Here is a 19,883-nt window from a genome sequence, read left to right as displayed (position 1 = left end):
TTTCTTTGAATTGATTTATTTTATTGGTTTTGTAATCAGTATTTTAGTTGTAGTTAATAATGCTAAAGCTATGTTCGAAAATAAGCATCTAGAATTTAAACAACAGCTAACTTCAGATTTAGAAAAAGAAGTTGTGGCTTTTTTAAATAGCAATGAAGAGGGTGTACTCTATATAGGTATTAATAATAAAGATACTCCTATAGGAGTAAAGAATCTTGATCAGGATCAACTAGTTATTAAAGATAGGTTAAAGACTAATATACTTCCTTCGTGTTTAGGACTATTTGATCTAGTTGTTGAAAATACAGAGGGCAAGAATGTTATAAAAATTATTATAGCAGGTGGATCTGAGAAACCTTATTATATCAAGAAATATGGAATGTCAGAGAAAGGAACATTTATTAGAATAGGAAGCTCCTTAGAACCCATGACCACTAAACTAATAGAAGATTTGTATAGTAAACGAACTAGGAACTCTATTAGTAAGATTAGATCTCCTAAACAACAATTACAGTTCCAGCAACTACATATCTATTCTCAGTTTATCAATAAGACATTAAATGAACAGTTCGCAACTAATCTAGAGCTTTTAACCGAGAAAGAAGAATATAATTATGTCGCTTATCTAATGAGTGACAGTAATAGTGTCTCTGTTAAAGTAGCTCGTTATATAGGGCTAGATAGGGTAGAGTTAGAAGAGAGTAATGAGTTTGGTTATGAATCACTGATAAAAGCAACTCACCAAGTATTAGATAAATTAAATGTAGAGAATCGGACTCTAGCTAAAATCACAGCAAAAGAAAGGAAAGAAAGGCGTTTATGGAATGTAATCGCTTTGAGAGAAGCTGTTTTAAATGCCTTTGTACATAATGATTATACTCGAGAGATCGCTCCTAAGTTTGAGATATTCGATGACCGATTAGAGATTACTTCCTATGGAGGATTGCCTGATGGACTGTCAAAAGAAGAGTTTTTTTATGGTTTCTCTGTACCGCGAAATAAAGAGATTATGCGAATACTTAAAGACCTGGACCTAGTAGAACAGTTAGGGTCCGGTGTCCCTAGAATATTGCAGGCCTATGGTACAGATTGCTTTCAGTTTTCAGAAAACTTCTTGAAGATTACCCTTCCTTCAGTAGAACCAATTGTACTTGTTGAACGTGATAACGTGCAAGACAACGTGCAAGATAACATCCATGACAACGTGCAAGATAACATCCATGACAACGTGCAAGATAGCATGCAAGACAATATGCAAGATAACATGCAAGACACCATGCATGATAACGTGCAAGACACCATGCAAGATACCGTGCAAGACATCATCCATGATAGCATCCATGATAGCATCCATGATAACATCCATGACAACGTGCAAGATAACATCCATGACAACGTGCAAGATAGCATGCAAGACACCATGCATGATAACGTGCAAGACACCATGCAAGATACCGTGCAAGACATCATCCATGATAACGTGCAAGATAACGTGCAAGACACCATGCAAGACAACGTGCAAGATAGCATTCATGATACCATGCAAGATAGTCCACAAGTTATAGAGCTTTTAAAAGCTTTTATTGATATACACAGTAGAGAAGAATTACAAGAGAAATTAGGGCTACTAAATAGAGATAATTTTAGAAGAAATTACTTGCAAGCAGCACTTGAAAGAGAATATATTGCTTTGACAATACCTGATAAACCTACGAGCCGTAACCAGAGGTACTATTTAACTGAAAAAGGGAAAGCAACAGCAAAGAGTTTACTTAAAAAGAAACCGTAGTAGAATGCTATGAGTTGATTTTATTCTTTAGTAGTGATTATAGGATGTTTGATTTTTTTTAGAAATATGTATTAGTATTGTGGTGTATTTAGCAAGAATGATTACTTCTTTAGGGTTTCAGTATTATTATTTTGGATAAAAACAATGCCGTCGACAACTTCTTAGATGTCTATTGTTGTACAAGGATAGTAGGATTGTGTTTGATAGGGAAGTTTATAGAGTTAGCGATGAAGCAATATTCATTGGCTTTATGATGTAGTTCTTTTGCTTTTTCGACCATATCTTTATTAGCTACAACTACCGTAGGATGGAGTGTTACTTCAGTGAATTTACCTTTGCCATCTACTTCTTCTATCATTACACCAGTCACATGATCTGTATATGCTACTACAATAATATTATTTACAGAGCAGAAGTGTAAGTACCACAACATATGGCAAGAAGATAGAGAAGAAATAAGCATATCTTCAGGGTTGTGTCTGGTCTTATCTCCTCTAAAAGCAGGGTCAGATGAACCTAATATAGCAGGTTTATAATCAATTGTAATAGTATGATCTCTTTCATAGTTCTTGTAGTTATCAGTTCCAGTTCCTTTGTTCCCTGTCCACTCTATGGTAGCTTGATAGTTATGTGTTTTCATTGTTGTGTGTTTTATGTCCATAAAGATAAGGACAAGTTTAACGATTTGTATTCTCAATTGCCTATTTTATGGTAGTATAGTCAAGATTTGTGCTATTAGAACAAGTATATAGATTTTATCTTTGTGGCATAATTAAGAACAAGGTATTTAACGCTGTTATGAAAGCATTATCTCGAATTATCGTTTTGTGTTTTTTTCTCTTTCATTTTGGATTTGTATTTGCAAGCCAACGTGTAGAGACAGGGAAGAATTATGCCGTATCAGGTAAGGTTTTGTTATCTGATCAAGTTAGCAAGAAAGAAGCATCTAAAGTTTTTTGTCAAATAGAAGTAGAAGTGGAGTATTTAAACTCGTTAGATACTAATGACTTTTCTAGTGATAAAATAGATTTAGGTGATGTACTACACTTTCTGCATACATACGTTTTTAATGAGCGTTTTACTACACCCGTTTTAAGTGAGGACAATGTATCAGCTTATCTGCAACAGCATAGAGCAAAGTACTTATTATACCAGACACTTAAGATTCCTCATGGGATAGTTTAAAAAATAATGGCTACAGGGTAATTGTGGTCAAATCTTTGCTACTTAGTTAATCAATCAATATGTAGCCAATGTAGTTAAATCTATGTTGGAGTGTTATTCTATTTTTTCAATTTTAATTAAAAATATATATGCATTTATTACCGAGAGAAACGGAAAAGTTGCTTTTGCACTTGGCTGGTGAATTAGCCAAAAAACGCAAGGCTAGAGGGGTAAAACTAAATTATCCTGAATCTATAGCCTATATCAGTAGTGAGCTTCTAGAAGCGGCACGAGATGGAAAAACAGTAGCAGAGTTAATGCAGTATGGAGCTACACTATTAACACGTGAAGATGTAATGGATGGAATTGCCGAGATGATTCACGATGTACAGATAGAAGCTACTTTCCCTGATGGAACAAAGCTAGTGACAGTACACAACCCTATTAGATAATTTAATACGTCAACAAATGGTTCCAGGAGAATATTTTATTAAAGAGGAAGATATTATCTGTAATGAAGGTAGAGAGATTACTACCATTACAGTGGTTAATAAAGGAGATAGACCTATCCAAGTGGGGTCTCACTATCATTTTTTTGAAGTAAATAAAATGATGGAGTTCGACCGTGCTGCGGCATTTGGTAAACGATTAAATATTATTGCCAGTACAGCTGTTCGTTTTGAGCCAGGAGAAGAAAAAGAGGTAGACTTAGTACCTTATGCAGGTGCACGAAAGATATATGGACATAACGATTTAGCTAATGGAGAGACTATCTCTGAAGAAGCTAAAGCTATAGCGATGAAAAAAGTAGAGAAACAGTACTTTAAAAACAAATCATTATGAGTTTAAAAGTTGGTAGAGCAAACTACAGTGCAATCTTTGGTCCTACAGTAGGAGATAGAGTGCGTCTAGGAGATACAGAAATCATCATTGAGGTAGAGAAAGACTTTGCAAGTTATGGGGATGAGAGTAAGTTCGGTGGAGGAAAAACTGTACGTGATGGAATGATGCAATCTTCTAATCATCTTAGTCATGAAGGGGTGCTAGATATGGTAATTACAGGAGCAATTATTATTGATCACTGGGGTATCGTGAAAGGAGATATCGGTATTAAAGATGGTAAGATAGTAGGTGTAGGTAGAGCAGGTAACCCTGATACGATGGATGATGTGAGTCCTAATATGATTATCGGGGCTTCTACAGAAGTACATGGAGGAGCAGGGTATATCGTTACAGCAGGAGGTATAGACACTCATATTCATTATATCAGTCCTACACAGATAGAGACAGCCCTTTATAGTGGAGTGACTACCATGATAGGAGGAGGTACTGGACCAGCAGATGGAACAAATGCAACAACTGTGACTCCTGGTAAATGGAGTATTAGACGTATGATGCAAGCTGTGGATCACTTACCTATGAATTTCGGTTTCTTCGGAAAGGGAAATGTAGGGACAGAACAGCCTATTATTGAACAGATCGAAGCAGGTGCTTTAGGAGTAAAGATACACGAGGATTGGGGAGCTACTCCAGCTACTATCGATAGAGCGTTATCTGTAGCAGATCAATATGATGTGCAGGTAGCGATACATACAGATACGTTAAATGAAGGAGGATTCTTAGAAGACACAATGCAAGCAATTAATGGACGTGTAATCCATACATTTCACACAGAAGGAGCTGGAGGAGGACACGCACCTGATATTATTAAATCGGCTATGTATCCTAATGTATTGCCAGCGTCAACTAACCCAACGAGACCATTTACAAAGAATACAATCGATGAGCACTTAGATATGCTGATGGTGTGTCACCACTTGAGTAAAGATATTCCAGAAGATGTGGCTTTTGCAGATTCGCGTATTCGTCCTGAGACTATTGCGGCTGAAGATATCTTGCAAGATCAAGGAGTATTTAGTATTATGAGTTCTGATTCTCAAGCTATGGGACGTGTAGGTGAAGTAGTCACTAGAACATGGCAGACAGCAGATAAGATGAAGAAACAAATCGGTAGCCTAGCAGAGGATGAGGGAACAGGTAATGATAACTTCCGTGCAAAAAGATATGTAGCGAAGTATACAATCAACCCTGCTATTGCTCATGGGGTATCTAACTATATCGGTTCTATAGAGCCAGGTAAGATAGCTGATTTAGTAATATGGAAACCAGCATTATTTGGTGCGAAACCAGAGATGATTATCAAAGGAGGAATGATAGCTGCGTCTAAGATGGGGGATGCGAATGCGTCTATTCCAACGCCTCAACCTATTATCTTGAGAACGATGTATGGGGGACTAGGAAAAGCAGTAACTAACACTTGTTTTAACTTCGTCTCTAAGATATCTCTAGAAAAAGGTATTCAAGAAGAATATGGGGTAGCTAGAACGTTACTTCCAGTGACTAACTGTCGTAATATCTCTAAAGCAGATATGATTCACAATCATGCTACACCAGAGATTATTGTGAATCCAGAGAACTATGAGGTAAGTATAGATGGTAAGAAAATCACTTGTAAACCAATAGATGAGGTAGCACTAGGACAGCGATATTTCTTGTTTTAAAACTATAGAAACAACAAACAAATAAACCAACAACAAGAGAATACAAGGGCTTTTTAGCCCTGTATTCTCATTTTTAAGTAAACGTAAGAATGCTAGTAACTCAAGCGATAAGAAATTGTAAGTCAGAAGAGATAGAGAAGCATATCGATTATTTATACATCGAATGGTATCAAGTAGAGAAGCGTATCCAGCGTCTAGTGACAGCTGATGGGGTATCTATTGCTATTCGTTTTTTAGGTAAAGGGCAGAGTTTAAAAGATGGAGATATCCTATATGAAGATCAGCAAAAAGTAATCATGGTATCTATTTTGCCTTGTGAGGCTATTGCTTTTACTTCATCTGATATGATAACATTAGGTTTAGTGGCTTATGAAATAGGAAATAAACATATCCCACTCTTTGCTGAAGATAATAGTTTATACATGCCTTATGAGCGTTCTATGCAGGAGTGGTTTGATAAAAATGGATATACAACAGAGGCTATAGAAAAGAAGTTGAGATGTCCACTAAATGCAAATGTTGATTTTGAACAACATAAGAAGTTTACGTTTACACTGCCTAAAGGTAGTTTATCATTAAAATTATAGAATATGCAAGAGTCATTTTTAGGAAGGTTATTGCATTTAGCAGATCCAGCATTACCCATAGGGGGATATACGCATTCTAATGGGTTAGAGACCTATGTACAAAATGGGATGGTATGTGATAAGATATCAGCAGATCAGTATATAAGACATAATCTATGGTATAATATTAAGTATAATGATGCAGCACTGATGAAGCTGGCCTATGATGCTACTGTGTTAGGAGATGTCAAAGAATTAATCGCATTGGATCAAGAGTGTAATGCACTAAAAGGGCCAATGGAAATAAGACAAGGTAGTCAGAAGCTGGGATTGCGTTTATATAAGATATTTAATAGATACAGTGGAGAGCATACTGTAGTACAACAATGGGAACAATTGATTAAGGCAAAAGAAACCTATAATCACTATTGTATCCTTTATGGAGTCTTTGCAGCAGTAATGCAAATTCCTTTAGTAGAAGCTATGCATGCATATTACTACAATGCAGCTATAGGGATGGTTACCAATGCTGTAAAGCTAGTACCACTAGGGCAACTAGATGGGCAAGATATTCTGTATTACTTACACGATGATTTATTGAAACTAAGTGAAGAGTCATTAGTAATGGATAGAAACCTTATCGGTCTGTGTAATATTGGTTTTGACATCAGATGTATGCAACACGAACGCCTTTATTCAAGACTTTATTTATCATAAACAATCAACAATATGGAAAATAGAAAATATATTAAAATAGGAGTAGGAGGACCTGTTGGATCAGGTAAAACAGCTCTACTTGAACGATTGAGTCGTCGATTATTAAATGAATATGATCTAGCTGTAATTACTAATGATATTTACACTCGTGTAGATGCAGAGTTTATGGCTAAGAATAGTCTATTGCCAAAAGATAGAATTATAGGAGTAGAGACAGGAGGATGCCCTCATACTGCTATACGCGAAGACGCGAGTATGAATCTGGAAGCCGTAGATGAGTTAGCTAATCGTTTTCCTGATTTAGAGTTGATTTTTATTGAGAGTGGAGGAGATAACTTATCATCTACCTTTAGCCCTGACTTGGCAGATATTACTATTTTCGTATTAGATGTAGCAGAAGGGGAGAAAATGCCAAGTAAAGGAGGACCAGCCATCACACGTTCTGACCTGTTGTTAATCAATAAGAAAGACTTAGCCCCTTATGTAGGTGCAGATCTAAATGTGATGGAGGCAGATGCAAGACGAGTGAGAAAAGGAGCCCCTTTCTTATTCTCTAATTTAAAAACAGGAGAAGGGTTAGAAGATATAGTGGGTTGGATTAAAAAATATGCTTTGTTAGAGGATATTGAAGAACCTAATTTATTGAGATAGTATGATTTCATCATTAGACATTAGAGTTGAGCAACGTGAGGGAGCTTCTTATTTAAAGGACGCTTACGTTACTCAACCTTTTCGAATTGTACCAGTAGGGCAATATAAGAGAGATAAGGCAGCTTATCTAATGATTATGAGTTCTTCTCCAGGACTGTTAGACAATGATGATCATCGCATCTCTATTCACCTTGCTAAGTACACTAAACTTCAATTACAGACACAAGCGTATCAACGTCTTTTTCACATGAAGAATAAGTCGATGCAAACCACTGTAATAGATATGAAAAAGGGAAGTGCTTTTGCCTATGTTCCTCATCCGGTAGTGCCTCAGAGTTCATCTACTTTTATCAGTCGTAATAAAGTAGAAATGAAGGAAGATTGTCATTTTTTACTTTCTGATATTATTACTTGTGGAAGGAAGTTATCAGGAGAAGAGTTTGAGTACAATCACTTTCAGAATTTGACTGAGATTTATGTAGAAGGTAAGCTTAAAGTAAAGGATAATGTATTGTTACAACCTGACTTAATGCCTATTAAAGAGATAGGTATTCTAGAGGGATATACTCATCAGGGAACTCTGATTTATTACAATACCGCCAATGTATCTGTACTAGAATACATAGAATTTTTCTATAAACAGTATGGAGAGAAAGAAGGAATCGAATTCGGTATAAGCTTATTAGAAGGAGATGGATTTATGATTCGAGTTTTAGGACAAGGAGCAGAAAAGCTATTCAATATATTTCAAACAATTCAACAGAAGCTATGGGATGAGTTGTTTTTATAACAGCCTAAGTAGATTTTAATTAAAAACTCAAAAATAAAACTATGAAAGAACTTATAGTTCATTGTTTTAAGGCCTTTTTTAGAGGTTTTGGACAGATTATGTTACAAGCCAATGCAATAACAGGAATGCTGTTCTTGGCAGCAATATATTACGATTCTACCAATATGGCGTTAGCGGCATCTCTGAGTAATATAGTAGCTATTATAACAGCGAAGTTGTTGAGATTTGATAGGCAGGACATAGAGAATGGACTATATGGGTTTAATTCATGTCTGATAGGGGTAGCTTTAATATTTTATTTTGAACCTAGTATTTGGGTATATGCGATGATGATTATTTCATCTGTTTTATCAACCATTATAATGGGATGGGCAATAAAAAAGGAATTACCAGCTTATACATTTCCTTTTATTCTTTTTACTTGGATTTCACTGTTTATTCTAAGTATCCCTGATTTAGCTATTCGTTCTGTACCTGAGCACTTTGTAGATATAGAAGAGTTAGATGACTTTTTAATTCAAGGCCATGCTTTTGGACAAGTATTATTTCAAGGGAGCTTTGTAGCAGGAGTTGTATTCTTTTTGGGAGTGTTTATCAGCCGACCTATACAGGCATTATATGGTTTTGTAGCAGTGATTGTCAGTGTGTATATTTCGCATAGTAGTCATGCCTCTAATGCTTTAATTAGTGAAGGAGTATTTAGTTTTAATGCGGTATTATGCGGTATTGCTATGGGAGAGGATAAAGTACGTGCAGGAATGTATGTGTTAATCAGTGTAATTATCTCTACCTATTTCGATATTTTTATGATTAAGTATGGATGGACTACTTTGACATTCCCTTTTGTATTTGCGATGTGGGTGATGTATCCTATCAAGCAGTTAGACAAATGGATAGTGAAGAAATTAGAAGAACTAGGAATTACTAATCTTATTGATAGAATATCTAAGTAATATTGGCAAAATATTAGCTATAGACTATTGATAATGATCTATTTATTTTATAAAATTTGCCTTAATTATTTGGTTGAAATATGTCGAAGCCGTCTATTGAAATATTGAACAACTATCAGTATAAGAAGTTGTTTTTGCCTCATTTGGATAATAGTTATTTAGAGAATGATAGCAAGATTCAAGTTTATCGTTTAGAAGACTATTTAAGGGGAATTTTAATGCCTGTTATCCCTTATCGTACCACATTTAATTTTATGATTATGTTGACTACGGGGGAGATGACACAGTATTTAGATAGTGGAGCTTATACTTTGTCTAAACATGAGATTATCAATGTCAAGAATGGAAATATAACAGCAACCCTATCTATATCAGAGGATATCAGGGGGTATTTTGTTATATATGAGAACGATGTGGTTACAGATATATCATTAGGAGCAACTGATTTAAAGTTTTTTGCCATGAATCCTCATGTAAAGCTTAATGAGATGAATGCGAGTTGGGTAGGTAGAACATTAGATTTGCTAGAAGAAGAATCTTTAAGTGAAAATAGAGATGTAGAGATTTGTGTTACTTTGTTAGAGGCTATATTAATGAAGGTAATTCGCGTTGATATGGAAAAGAAGACTCCGATGAGTAGACAACTAGATATTGCCTTTCGCTTCAGAGAGTTGGTACAGAAATTTCATATCGACCATAAGAATGTACTGTTTTATGCTAACCTTCTTCACATCTCAGAGAATTATCTCAATAAATGTGTCAAGGAAGCTACTAATAAACCACCTAAACAGTGGATTAATGAGATTAGTATCTTACATAGTCAAATACTCTTACAAGATAAAACAAGAGATATTGCAGGTATCGCTTTTGAATTAAAGTATAATTCACCTTCTTATTTTACAAGGTTATTTAAAAAGGTGACAGGGTATTCACCTAGTGATTATCGCAAACATAAGTTTATATTATAACTTGTCTAGTATTGACAATGTTTAAAACAAGAAAGAGAATAGATATAAGTTATACTATTCTCTTTCTTGTTTTTTACTTTTCGTAGGCCTTGTCTATAATAGAGTTCATTGCTTCTTTTATCTTTTGTCTTCCTTCATCACTGTGGAGGTCTATACCACAGAAATACCTTCCATTGTGTTCAGCGTATAAGTTGAGGTAATAAGCCCCAGATACAAGAATAGCCATTAAAGCGCGATAATTATCTGCTTTATCACCAAAGTGATGATCAGATACATTCTTAAATAGAACTTCTCCTATATCTTCTTGTTTAGTTATAATTCTTTTTAAAGAATCTCTGTCTTCGGATAATTGCCAAAGCATTAGTTTTTGAAACTCCTTGTTTTGTTGAACAAAGTCGTATTGTTCAGCTAATAATGCTTTACCCATTTCTTTTCCGCCATCTTTAGTGGCTTCGTCTAACAATAAATCAGGATCTATATTGTTCCAAAAATATTGGGAGTTGATATACTCATCAAGTAATTGATCTACACCTCCAAAGTAATTATAGATAAGTTTTTTGTCTAAGCCTGCCGTTGCAGCGATATCATTTACTTTAAGAGCAGAATAGCCTTTTTCCTTTAAGATTATTCCTACTGCTTGAAGTAATGTTTCTTTACTTTTTTCTTTATTTCTCTCTCTTGGTTTTTCCTTTTTCTCTGACATAATGAAGTAAAAAAAATATTTTATCAAAAGTACTAATTATTAAGTCACCATTAAGTGATTTGTTATATATTTGCTCTTCATAAGAGACTCTCTAGGTATTGAAATCTTAGTATTAATGAAGGATACTTAATGTTTTCTGTTAAGAATATTTCTTTTAATAAGAAGTATTGATTTGATTAGAGGTTTTGTTGAAAATAGAATTAGAGTCAATATTCTTGCTTATATACAGTAAAGAAGTAATTGTAAAAAATAGTTATAACGTCATAAATAGGAGTATTATGATAAAATGGATATTAAGTGCTGTTGTCGTGATTTATTCTCTTGTAAGAGAGTTTATAACGCATTTACTATAATACTGCGCTTTGTAGTTATACGATAAAATATAGTTCTGGCCGAATTATAGATACGTTGTTTGTAGTAGGTTTCTAGTTAGTGTATTATCTAACTAGAACCTATGTTTTTTAATCAGTCATCTATTAAATTTTTTAGCATCCTGTATAATTGCTAGATAATGTATAATATTAATGAAAAAGAAAAGTAATAATGAGAGTCAAGTATCTTAGGGTATTTGGCTCTTATTTTTTTTAAATATAGTTTTAATGATTGCATAGACAGGGAGAGGAGCTGAATAAATGGTAAAAGCACTAAAAAATAAAATATTCACAATTAGCGATTGTTTGTTGTGAAATAAGAATGTAATTTAACAATTAATCACTAGAGGTATAAAAGAGGAGTCTATATACTATAGGGAGTCACCTATGGTGACTAGTGGCGTTTTATAAATTAGGTTTTATAATTGTTATTTTATGAGTTTTAATCGTGTATTTGTATAATATTTTTATTTATTGTGTATAAATGTTTGTGTAGTATTAAATATTGTTGGTTAAGTTCTATTTTTGTATTGCTAGTAATTATGATAAAATAATAAATAGTGTGTTCGTTTTATAGGTGTTTGAGACTAGTGAAATTGCTGAAAAGATCTAATAGAAGAATGATTAGGTACAAAATTTTATACAAAATAGATTAATTGGTGCGATTTTTGGTTTTATTGTAAAACGACCTCGTAGGGATAAGGTTAAAAAAACCAGAGATTGAAAGCTAATATTGCTTTTAAAGCTGGGGATAAAATGAATAAAAAGAGTAGTTATGAAAAAGAAGAATATCAGTTTAATAATTCTTGGGCTAGTGCCATGTATTGTTTCTGCACAAACTGTAAATGAAGGAATATTATCCGTTATGCCAGGTACAGAAATGGGTACTGTAGCGGAGTTTATTAACGAAAAGAAAGGTGACTTTACTAATGATGGTACTGTTTATTTCTTTAATGATTTTACCAATGAAGGTATCTATAGCATTAGTAAAAATGCGAAGACAGGTAAAGTCGTGTTTAGTAGATATGAGAACGAAACAGGTGTACAAACTATTTCGGGTAACTCATTTACTGAATTTTATGATGTAGTTCTAAACAATCCCCAGACAGCTGGAGCTTTTGATCTGAAAACAAATATAGATGTCTATGGAACAATGGACTTTCAAGACGGAATTGTAAAGGTAGACTCGACTTTGAATGCAACAACAGGATTATCAAAAGGGATGATCAGTTTTCAGAAAGGAGCAAAAGCAATTAATGTGAGTGATAAAAGCTTTGCTGATGGTGAGATAGAGAAAATAGGAAACGATGAGTTTATGTTCCCTCAAGGAAATAAAGGTAACTTTAGATATGCTAAAATCTCTGCTCCTAAAAGTGATAAATCTGTTTATGTTAGTAGATATATTTATGATGATAAACAGTTCTTCGAATCTCATAGTAATAAATCTGGAGTAATTAATTTATTGAATACAAAAGAGTTTTGGTTAGTAGATAAAGGAAATAACACAGAAGGAGATGTCTTGCTAACCTTGAGTTGGAGCGAGAATACTACATTGAAAGAGATGTTACTAAATCCAGAAAAAGATTTACATATTATCCGTTGGGATTCACATAATCTTATTTGGGTAGATGAAGGAGGAGTAGTAGATATCGCAAATAAAGAAGTAACTACAGCTACTGCTGTAAATGGTTATGGATTCTTCACTTTAGGGACAGTAAATACTGATGTAATGTTAGATGGTGATGTAGTCGTATATAACGCTGTTTCTCCTAATGGAGACGGTAAGAATGATTATTTTATTATTGATAATATTACTCGTTACCCTAATAACAAAGTACAGATCTTTAATAGATGGGGAGCTAAGGTGTACGAAACAACCAATTATGATAGTAATGGTAATGTATTTAAAGGATATTCAGAAGGGCGTGGTACTATGAATAAAAATGCTAAACTACCAACAGGTACTTACTTCTACGTCTTAACATACGAATATTCTGATGCTAGAGGAGCTAGAATTATCAAGAAACAAGGATACTTACATTTAGAGAATGAATAAAGTTAAAAGAAAATGATTAATAGAGTTATTAAGGTATTATTGACATAGATGCTCTTAATACAAAATGAAAGAAAACCACTAACTATTGTTAGTGGTTTTTTTATTAACTAGTGGTTTTTAGATAAAAAAGGAAAAATACACTTTAGAAGATAAAGTAATACTTCTACATTTGTGTACTTATAAAACACAAATGGAATTAGATATCTTATTGTATTTAGGAATAGTTGCTTTCTGTGCTGGGTTTATAGATGCCATCGCAGGAGGAGGAGGACTAATACAAACACCACTAGGCCTAGCCTTATTACCCCAACTCCCTGTATCGACTGTGATAGGTACACTTAAGATTCCCGCTTTTTCAGGAACGGCTATAGCTGTCAGACAATATTTAAAGCAGACTAAGATAAACTGGATGTACTTTGCCCTATTAGCCTTGATCTCTTTTGGAAGTGCTTTTGCAGGCTCTTATGTTTTGACGATAGTGAATAATGACTTTATGAAGCCTTTGTTATTTATCATCTTAATAGCCCTATGGATATTCACTTATGTCAAAAAGGACTTCTCTAGAAAAGCGATTACTAATATTACAGATAGACAGAAGTATATCTGGGGAGTTATCATTTCGGTAGTAGTAGGTTTTTACGATGGTTTTATTGGGCCAGCTACAGGTACTTTCTTTATTATGGGATTTGTTTTTTTAATAGGTTTTGACTTTTTTAAAGCATCTGCTTATGCAAAGCTGATTAATCTAGTAACCAACTTCGGTAGTATCTGCTTATTTTTATTAAAAGGAGCTATTATATGGAAAGTTGCTATCCCAATGGCTGTTTGTAACGGTTTAGGAGGATATTTTGGAGCGAAGATGGCTATTCTAAAAGGACAGGTATGGGTGAGATATATCTTCTTATTCATCATGTTCATTGCTATTTGTAGATTTGGATATGAAGTGTGGTTTAAATAAGAAAGTATGGAAAGAGATAAACCATTTTACTTATCACTGACTAAAGAGAATAGTCATAAAGTAAAGATAACAGCAGGACAAGGTCGTTTTGCGATAGGTACTAAGGGAATTACAATGTCTAAATGTGATGCTTTAGTAGAGAGAGAAGATACTATTAATTGGAGCGTATTTAATGAGTTTCAAGTTCCAGCAGGAGGTAATTGGCCTCGTGTGATGGAATACCACGGAGATGATACGTCATTTATCCAGTGGAGTGCTACTCGTGAGATGGAACAGCTAGATTGGGTACCACTAGATTGTAAAGAAGCTGATTTTAGTCAGGCAGCTATCAGAAGATTAGTAGTGACTATTGATCATCCTATTCGCTTAATATTAGGCAAGGGAGTGAAAGACATCTCTATTAGAGGGAAGGTCAGTAATCTAACTTTAGAGAACTATGAGCACCTAGAAGCTTTGTCTTTTTCGTTTGCTAATGATACTGTATCTCCCTTGAGATTACAAGTACTTAAAACGACAGCACATATCAAGGAGATCAATATTCATACTAAAGTGAATGGGCAACCTTTTGATTGTAATAGTTTATCGCAATTCACTAATTTGACAGCAATATCGCTATCTGGTAATGTATGTAATCTAGGTGAATTAAAGCAGTTTGAGAATTTAGAAAGCCTAGAGTTGAGGTATATGCCTAACCTAGAAGGAATACCAACTTTAGCGAGTTGGTCTAAACTAAATTATTTCATTGGTTGGAATATTGAGGAAAAGGGCGGTAAAGAATTAAAGAAACAATTAACTGTATTAGAGAAGGAGAGAACCTTTCAATACGCTTCTGTTTCTAATTTAAAGAAGCCTGAGTGGTTTATTACTGAGTTTAGTATCCCATTTGGATCTTGGACAGGTAAGAATAATAAAGTGACTGTAAAAGCGTATAAAGAGGCTCTAAAGGTAATTAAGAAAGCTAAGACAAAAGAGGAAATCAAAGAAGCGATAAAGGTATTAGTAGAGATAATAAATAATCTACCGAATATCGAAACTACAGAGAGAGAAGATACTTGGGAAGCAGTCATGCAATTAGTTTCTTTTAGCTCTTTAGTAATAGCGGAAGAAGAAGCTAATCAGTGGTTTGATGAATATAGAGACTTTTAAAAAGAATAGCTATGACTATAACAGAATTAGAACAGAAATATAATATCGTTTATCCTGAGCTTTATAAGCAGTTAGAAAAGGATAATATGTTAGAAGTAGGAGAGTACAGCTCTATGTGGTATGCAACGACATTTCCGAAGTTAAAAGATAATCCACCTTTATTGTTATTTAGTGATGACTTCGAATTGACTCCTTTAAAGGATGTTGATGAAGATATAGCCTGGCTAAGAGATCCTGATAATTATATGGAGATAAAGGAAGAGTATAACTTTATTTCGTTTGCTAAGAATGGGGCAGGGGATATGTATTGCTTCATGATGAATGAAGAAGTAGACGGTGATTATCCTATCGTATATGTATGGCACGATGATATAGAAGCTACTTATGAAGCGAAGAATTTAAGAGACTTTATCTTTAAACGCATCGTGATGGATATGAGTCAGCTAGATACCTATAACAATCAGTCTGATCAAGAGTTTATAGAAAACCTTAGGGCTACCCTAAAGACACATATACAGTATCTATCAGAGGATAAAGTGGCTCTTCTACAGGAGTTAATAGAGCGTCCTATCATCGATTATAGATTAGAAGATACCAATGATAAGTATAGAGGATTATTGACCTATACAGAGTATAAAGAGATATTAGCGAAGTACATTCCTTATGAGAAGATGAATGTTTCGTTTCCATACTCCGAATAAGATAGTTGAAGCACCAATATTGTTTATTGGTGCTTTTTTTGACTTTAGTTTTAAGTGTCTTAAAGAGTGAAGAGTATCTTTGTAACGAATAGAACCCAGTATATCGTAAAACCATGAAAGTAGCTTTTGAGAAATACAATCCTCAGTGGAGAGAGGAGTTTGACCTTATAAAAGGAGAATTAGCACCTGTATTAAATCACTTAGAGGTACAGATAGAGCATATCGGGAGTACTTCTGTAGAGGGATTATCTGCTAAGCCTATTATCGATATTATGATAGGGTTAAAATCAGAGGAAGATTTAGATAAACTGCCTAGCCTTATGACTGCAAAAGGGTATATCTATTATGAACTATACAATGAAGAAATGCCTTACAGAAGATTTTTCGTTAAGTTGGATCAAGAGCCTAGTGTATATGGATTTCCTACTCAGATAGGAATAGGAACAGAAGTGCCTGAAGGGCTACACAATCACGATATAAGAGTAGCTAATATACATGCTATCCCAGTGGATAACATGAACTGGACACGTCATATCGCTTTTAGAGATTACCTAAGAGCACATCCTGCTGTGAAAAAGGCTTATCAAGAATTAAAAGAAAAACTGAGCACAATGGAGTGGAGAGATGGAAATCATTATAATGAAGGTAAGGATAGTTTTATAAAAACAGAAGAAGCTAAGGCTATAAAGTTGTTTTTAGATAAAAAGAAATAATAATGTTTCTTTAAATGTTAAAATTATTTACTATATTAGTATTTGTTAAAAAACAAAAGAAAGTTATTATTAATTCGCATAAAAGCCGTAGCCTTATTTTAAGACTACGGCTTTTTACTTTATATATATCTTAATCTAAATACAATACGATGAATAATAAAATAAGAGCATATCAACAAATAGTAAAAGGAAGGGAAGTACCCTACAGTATATAAACACTGTCTCGTCCTACTATGACTGTACAGTTTCTTTGATCTCCACTAACTGTATTGTATGTTTTTAAGAAGAAAGTACACTCTTCAGAAGTAGTTAGACTGGTGTACTACTGTGATAATACTACTCTAAAATAGCTGTTTTCATTAAGGTGAAAGCAGATTTAAAAATGTATTTTCGTGTTCTATTTTAGAAAAAAGAAAGTCAATGGAAATCGTGTTATACCCTAAATTTGAAGAGGTCTTTATAGATGATACAGTAAGGGGAATCTTCTATCCACTGTGTACAGTGGAACTAGCTTCTGGTAAGAATGTACACTTTGTCTCTCATAATGGTATCTGGACAAATGATGAAAGTAATTCTGATCAGAATTCATTTGATCATTTTTGTTTCTCATTAAAAGAAGGAAAGTATGTATTTAGTGGAGATATTACTCTATATAAAGGACATAAAGTGGCTCAGGCTGTATCTTCTGTATTAGAAGAAGAGTTCTGGACAAATGCAGATTATTATTTTAAAGCGAAGATGTCTCTAGAAGACTATACTGAGAGGGTAATACCTTTAGTGACTGACTTAACTGATGATGAGCTAGATCTAGAGACCTATATAGAGTTCTTCTATGCCTATTCTTTAAACAAACTAGTTTTTCAAAAAACAGGACAATTTGCTAAATATAGACAATTAATAGATGGCTTTGGCAAGGCAGATCCTAGCCCTTATGTGTATAAAGTGGGAGACGAGGATTTTGATACTACTTCGCGTTATAACGAACTAAGTGAGATAGTGTCAGCTTCTTTTATATCAGATAATTATACGCCTATTGGGATGACGATAGGATGTGAGTTCTTTACAGATGGTAACGATTGTGTACTTTATTATAATGAGAAAGAGGACACCGTCATTTGCCTTAATACTTATTCTTAAGATTATGAAAACAATAGAACAACTAAAACAAGAGATAGGACGTACTATCACAGCCTTTGAAGTAGGAGGTTTTCGTCCGCTAAATACCATTGAAGAATCTTGGATTGCTCGTGTTACGGCATATAAAGAAGAAGAGGGAATACCGCTAGATGATCAAGGGAGAGAGATGATTCCTTTGTTACAATTGTATTTATCTAATCTGCCTTTTGTACCCAAGGCTTTAGAGGGGATTGTATTACTGACTGTATTTATGTCTTATGAATTTCCTGAACAATTAGAACCGATGGGAAATAAATGGGTGATTAGAACCTATGATTCCTTAGAAGGTGTTGTTCAGAAGGAATTGACTAATAAGGATTCTATTCTACATCCATTTCCTTTAAAACCTCGATTAGAACAGGTAGATTATCCTATCTGGGACGGAGGAGGATTAACCTTAGAACAAGAGGATCGAATCTGTGAGATGGAGGATGAGGGGGTGATGGAGAGCTACTACGATGTGTTTGACGCACATTGTTATGACACTAAGTTAGGAGGGTATCCTTCTTACTGTCAGTCAGGTATCGGAGTATATGAAGAGTATGGAGAGGGATACGAATTTGTATTCCAAATCTCGACTAATGAAAAAGTGAATCTGAATGTAGTAGATAATGGAAGTTTTATGTTTGCTTATAATAAACAATCAAAGGGTTGGAGCATCTATTATGATTTCTATTAATGTATTGCGTATTGTGTAGTTGTGCTGTGAATTAATAAATATATTGATAGATTACTTGTGTAATGTGTAGAGAACGGATATAAACTGACTCTTTTAATCCATTTTTGTAACTTAGTGAGTATACTTAAAACCATAATTATGAAAATGAAAGCAGTACGTTTTTTAGGACTACACGATGTGAAAATCGTTGATGATATGCCTATTCCTGTACCTACAGGAGAACAAGTATTAATTAAAGTAGCAGGTGCTGGTGTCTGTCATTCAGATTTGCATGTGATAGATGACGGTATCGTACCTGGACCTTTTACCTTAGGTCATGAGAATGCTGGTTATGTAGAGGCAATGGGTGAAAGTGTAAAAGGATTTAAAAAAGGAGATGCCGTAGTAGTATATGGTCCTTGGGGATGTGGGCATTGTAAGCCATGCAAACAATCTTCTGAGAACTACTGTGATAACCATGCGAGTCAGGCTGCAGGAGGAGGGTTAGGATTAGACGGAGGGATGGCAGAGTATATGCTAGTACCTTCATCTCGTTTATTAGTGCCGATAGGAGACTTAGATCCTGCTATAGCAGCGCCTATTACAGATGCGGCTTTGACACCATATTCTGCGATTAAGAGATCGTTGCATAAACTGTCTCCTGACTCTTATGTAGTGGTTATCGGTATTGGAGGATTAGGGCATACTGCCTTACAGATATTAAAGGCCGTTAGTAGCGCTACTATTATTGCATGCGATATCACTCAAGACAAATTAGATTTCGCTAAGAAAATGGGAGCTACCTATACTGTTAATTCGACAGATAAGGATGCTGCAGAGCAAATCGTGAAGATAACAGGTGCGAAGAAAGCTATAGCTGTACTTGACTTTGTAGGAGCGACCTCTACTATCGAATTAGGAGCGAAAGTAGTGGGATTAAATGGAGACCTTACCATCATAGGACTGTCAGGAGGTAACTATCCTTTTGGCTTCGGAAAAGTCCCATTGGGAGTAAATGTATCTATACCGTATTGGGGGTCTGAGGTAGAACTAATGGAAGTTATAGAACTAGCTAGACAAAGGCATATCCATATCGAAGTAGAGAAGTTTCCTTTAGATCAGGCTCTAGAGGTATATGATAAAATGAGAAGAGGAGAACTGAAAGGTAGAGCCGTATTAATACCTTAAGAGATAGTATATTAAACCCAGAATAAGCGTTAGCCAAATACTACAAAGCAATTC

The 19,883-nt window shown here is 34.5% G+C and carries 21 protein-coding genes; 19 read left to right on the top strand and 2 right to left on the bottom strand.

The genetic code is table 11. The features are described from left to right. Nucleotides 1-70: 70 nt before the first annotated feature. Entirely contained in the window at nt 71-1,789 is a 1,719-nt protein-coding gene (locus tag E0Z07_RS18420; protein ID WP_317128055.1) for a Fic family protein, read from the top strand. A gap of 169 nt (nt 1,790-1,958) precedes the next feature. On the opposite strand, the gene E0Z07_RS16140 is transcribed toward E0Z07_RS18420, so the two are convergent. Beyond that, complete coding sequence (locus tag E0Z07_RS16140; protein ID WP_232279330.1) at nt 1,959-2,429, bottom strand: OsmC family protein; 471 nt, start codon at nt 2,427-2,429, stop codon at nt 1,959-1,961. Between the two features lie 158 nt (nt 2,430-2,587). Between E0Z07_RS16140 and E0Z07_RS16135 the strand changes: the two genes are divergently transcribed. From E0Z07_RS16135 to E0Z07_RS16090, 10 genes are all read left to right on the top strand, one after another. Next, a complete protein-coding gene (locus tag E0Z07_RS16135) occupies nt 2,588-2,974 on the top strand; it encodes a hypothetical protein (protein WP_006258221.1) in 387 nt (128 codons plus the stop codon). Between the two features lie 128 nt (nt 2,975-3,102). Further along, nucleotides 3,103-3,405 (top strand): urease subunit gamma, encoded by a 303-nt coding sequence (gene ureA, locus E0Z07_RS16130; RefSeq protein ID WP_006258220.1) that lies wholly within the window; start codon nt 3,103-3,105, stop codon nt 3,403-3,405. A 16-nt stretch (nt 3,406-3,421) separates the two neighbouring features. Further along, nucleotides 3,422-3,796 (top strand): urease subunit beta, encoded by a 375-nt coding sequence (gene ureB, locus E0Z07_RS16125; protein WP_006261509.1) that lies wholly within the window; start codon nt 3,422-3,424, stop codon nt 3,794-3,796. Next, a complete protein-coding gene (ureC, locus tag E0Z07_RS16120; RefSeq protein WP_131540984.1) occupies nt 3,793-5,514 on the top strand; it encodes an urease subunit alpha in 1,722 nt (573 codons plus the stop codon). Before ureB ends, ureC begins: the two co-directional genes overlap by 4 nt. An 89-nt stretch (nt 5,515-5,603) precedes the next feature. Continuing rightward, nucleotides 5,604-6,101, top strand: a complete 498-nt coding sequence (locus E0Z07_RS16115) for an urease accessory protein UreE (RefSeq protein ID WP_131540983.1) — start codon at nt 5,604-5,606, stop codon at nt 6,099-6,101. 3 nt (nt 6,102-6,104) lie between these two features. Continuing rightward, nucleotides 6,105-6,797 carry an urease accessory protein UreF gene (locus E0Z07_RS16110; RefSeq protein WP_131540982.1) on the top strand — a complete coding sequence of 231 codons (693 nt, stop codon included), beginning with the start codon at nt 6,105-6,107 and terminating at the stop codon, nt 6,795-6,797. A gap of 12 nt (nt 6,798-6,809) precedes the next feature. Next, nucleotides 6,810-7,448 (top strand): urease accessory protein UreG, encoded by a 639-nt coding sequence (gene ureG, locus E0Z07_RS16105; RefSeq protein WP_006258215.1) that lies wholly within the window; start codon nt 6,810-6,812, stop codon nt 7,446-7,448. A gap of 1 nt (nt 7,449) precedes the next feature. Then, nucleotides 7,450-8,238: an urease accessory protein UreD gene (locus E0Z07_RS16100; protein ID WP_131540981.1), complete on the top strand. Its 789-nt coding sequence runs from the start codon at nt 7,450-7,452 to the stop codon at nt 8,236-8,238. A 41-nt stretch (nt 8,239-8,279) separates the two neighbouring features. Further along, nucleotides 8,280-9,191, top strand: coding sequence for an urea transporter (locus E0Z07_RS16095; protein ID WP_006258213.1), 912 nt, complete (start codon nt 8,280-8,282; stop codon nt 9,189-9,191). A gap of 80 nt (nt 9,192-9,271) precedes the next feature. Continuing rightward, nucleotides 9,272-10,159 (top strand): helix-turn-helix domain-containing protein, encoded by an 888-nt coding sequence (locus E0Z07_RS16090; RefSeq protein ID WP_006258212.1) that lies wholly within the window; start codon nt 9,272-9,274, stop codon nt 10,157-10,159. Nucleotides 10,160-10,232: 73 nt separating this feature from the next. Here E0Z07_RS16090 and E0Z07_RS16085 read toward each other — a convergent pair whose 3' ends face one another. Next, complete coding sequence (locus E0Z07_RS16085; protein WP_006258211.1) at nt 10,233-10,862, bottom strand: TetR/AcrR family transcriptional regulator; 630 nt, start codon at nt 10,860-10,862, stop codon at nt 10,233-10,235. Nucleotides 10,863-12,008: 1,146 nt separating this feature from the next. Between E0Z07_RS16085 and E0Z07_RS16080 the strand changes: the two genes are divergently transcribed. The 8 genes from E0Z07_RS16080 (at nt 12,009) to E0Z07_RS16045 (ending at nt 19,829) form a co-directional block, all read left to right on the top strand. Beyond that, complete coding sequence (locus E0Z07_RS16080) at nt 12,009-13,289, top strand: gliding motility-associated C-terminal domain-containing protein (RefSeq protein ID WP_131540980.1); 1,281 nt, start codon at nt 12,009-12,011, stop codon at nt 13,287-13,289. Between the two features lie 190 nt (nt 13,290-13,479). Continuing rightward, complete coding sequence (locus tag E0Z07_RS16075; RefSeq protein WP_006258209.1) at nt 13,480-14,247, top strand: sulfite exporter TauE/SafE family protein; 768 nt, start codon at nt 13,480-13,482, stop codon at nt 14,245-14,247. Nucleotides 14,248-14,253: 6 nt separating this feature from the next. After that, entirely contained in the window at nt 14,254-15,393 is a 1,140-nt protein-coding gene (locus tag E0Z07_RS16070) for a hypothetical protein (protein WP_006258208.1), read from the top strand. 11 nt (nt 15,394-15,404) lie between these two features. Continuing rightward, the gene (locus E0Z07_RS16065) at nt 15,405-16,094 is read left to right on the top strand and encodes an SMI1/KNR4 family protein (protein ID WP_006258207.1); all 690 of its coding nucleotides are present in this window, start codon (nt 15,405-15,407) and stop codon (nt 16,092-16,094) included. Nucleotides 16,095-16,207: 113 nt separating this feature from the next. After that, complete coding sequence (locus E0Z07_RS16060; protein WP_059051213.1) at nt 16,208-16,807, top strand: GrpB family protein; 600 nt, start codon at nt 16,208-16,210, stop codon at nt 16,805-16,807. A gap of 420 nt (nt 16,808-17,227) precedes the next feature. Next, nucleotides 17,228-17,944, top strand: coding sequence for a hypothetical protein (locus tag E0Z07_RS16055; RefSeq protein WP_006261500.1), 717 nt, complete (start codon nt 17,228-17,230; stop codon nt 17,942-17,944). A gap of 4 nt (nt 17,945-17,948) precedes the next feature. Further along, nucleotides 17,949-18,662 (top strand): DUF1963 domain-containing protein, encoded by a 714-nt coding sequence (locus E0Z07_RS16050; protein ID WP_058699810.1) that lies wholly within the window; start codon nt 17,949-17,951, stop codon nt 18,660-18,662. A gap of 138 nt (nt 18,663-18,800) precedes the next feature. Further along, nucleotides 18,801-19,829, top strand: coding sequence for an NAD(P)-dependent alcohol dehydrogenase (locus E0Z07_RS16045; RefSeq protein ID WP_058699811.1), 1,029 nt, complete (start codon nt 18,801-18,803; stop codon nt 19,827-19,829). The last annotated feature ends 54 nt before the right edge of the window (nt 19,830-19,883 follow it).

This window comes from Myroides odoratimimus, assembly GCF_004337635.1.
Classification (GTDB): domain Bacteria; phylum Bacteroidota; class Bacteroidia; order Flavobacteriales; family Flavobacteriaceae; genus Flavobacterium; species Flavobacterium odoratimimum.
The sequence above is the reverse complement of the archived record's forward strand: the minus strand, read 5'-3'. Positions and strand labels throughout refer to the sequence as shown.

What these genes read in the sequence shown, in the direction of transcription:
- E0Z07_RS18420 (WP_317128055.1), top strand. Translation starts at nt 71, where the DNA reads ATGTTCGAAAATAAGCATCTAGAATTTAAACAACAGCTAACTTCAGAT.
- E0Z07_RS16140 (WP_232279330.1), bottom strand. Translation starts at nt 2,429, where the DNA reads ATGAAAACACATAACTATCAAGCTACCATAGAGTGGACAGGGAACAAA.
- E0Z07_RS16135 (WP_006258221.1), top strand. Translation starts at nt 2,588, where the DNA reads ATGAAAGCATTATCTCGAATTATCGTTTTGTGTTTTTTTCTCTTTCAT.
- ureA (WP_006258220.1), top strand. Translation starts at nt 3,103, where the DNA reads ATGCATTTATTACCGAGAGAAACGGAAAAGTTGCTTTTGCACTTGGCT.
- ureB (WP_006261509.1), top strand. Translation starts at nt 3,422, where the DNA reads ATGGTTCCAGGAGAATATTTTATTAAAGAGGAAGATATTATCTGTAAT.
- ureC (WP_131540984.1), top strand. Translation starts at nt 3,793, where the DNA reads ATGAGTTTAAAAGTTGGTAGAGCAAACTACAGTGCAATCTTTGGTCCT.
- E0Z07_RS16115 (WP_131540983.1), top strand. Translation starts at nt 5,604, where the DNA reads ATGCTAGTAACTCAAGCGATAAGAAATTGTAAGTCAGAAGAGATAGAG.
- E0Z07_RS16110 (WP_131540982.1), top strand. Translation starts at nt 6,105, where the DNA reads ATGCAAGAGTCATTTTTAGGAAGGTTATTGCATTTAGCAGATCCAGCA.
- ureG (WP_006258215.1), top strand. Translation starts at nt 6,810, where the DNA reads ATGGAAAATAGAAAATATATTAAAATAGGAGTAGGAGGACCTGTTGGA.
- E0Z07_RS16100 (WP_131540981.1), top strand. Translation starts at nt 7,450, where the DNA reads ATGATTTCATCATTAGACATTAGAGTTGAGCAACGTGAGGGAGCTTCT.
- E0Z07_RS16095 (WP_006258213.1), top strand. Translation starts at nt 8,280, where the DNA reads ATGAAAGAACTTATAGTTCATTGTTTTAAGGCCTTTTTTAGAGGTTTT.
- E0Z07_RS16090 (WP_006258212.1), top strand. Translation starts at nt 9,272, where the DNA reads ATGTCGAAGCCGTCTATTGAAATATTGAACAACTATCAGTATAAGAAG.
- E0Z07_RS16085 (WP_006258211.1), bottom strand. Translation starts at nt 10,862, where the DNA reads ATGTCAGAGAAAAAGGAAAAACCAAGAGAGAGAAATAAAGAAAAAAGT.
- E0Z07_RS16080 (WP_131540980.1), top strand. Translation starts at nt 12,009, where the DNA reads ATGAAAAAGAAGAATATCAGTTTAATAATTCTTGGGCTAGTGCCATGT.
- E0Z07_RS16075 (WP_006258209.1), top strand. Translation starts at nt 13,480, where the DNA reads ATGGAATTAGATATCTTATTGTATTTAGGAATAGTTGCTTTCTGTGCT.
- E0Z07_RS16070 (WP_006258208.1), top strand. Translation starts at nt 14,254, where the DNA reads ATGGAAAGAGATAAACCATTTTACTTATCACTGACTAAAGAGAATAGT.
- E0Z07_RS16065 (WP_006258207.1), top strand. Translation starts at nt 15,405, where the DNA reads ATGACTATAACAGAATTAGAACAGAAATATAATATCGTTTATCCTGAG.
- E0Z07_RS16060 (WP_059051213.1), top strand. Translation starts at nt 16,208, where the DNA reads ATGAAAGTAGCTTTTGAGAAATACAATCCTCAGTGGAGAGAGGAGTTT.
- E0Z07_RS16055 (WP_006261500.1), top strand. Translation starts at nt 17,228, where the DNA reads ATGGAAATCGTGTTATACCCTAAATTTGAAGAGGTCTTTATAGATGAT.
- E0Z07_RS16050 (WP_058699810.1), top strand. Translation starts at nt 17,949, where the DNA reads ATGAAAACAATAGAACAACTAAAACAAGAGATAGGACGTACTATCACA.
- E0Z07_RS16045 (WP_058699811.1), top strand. Translation starts at nt 18,801, where the DNA reads ATGAAAATGAAAGCAGTACGTTTTTTAGGACTACACGATGTGAAAATC.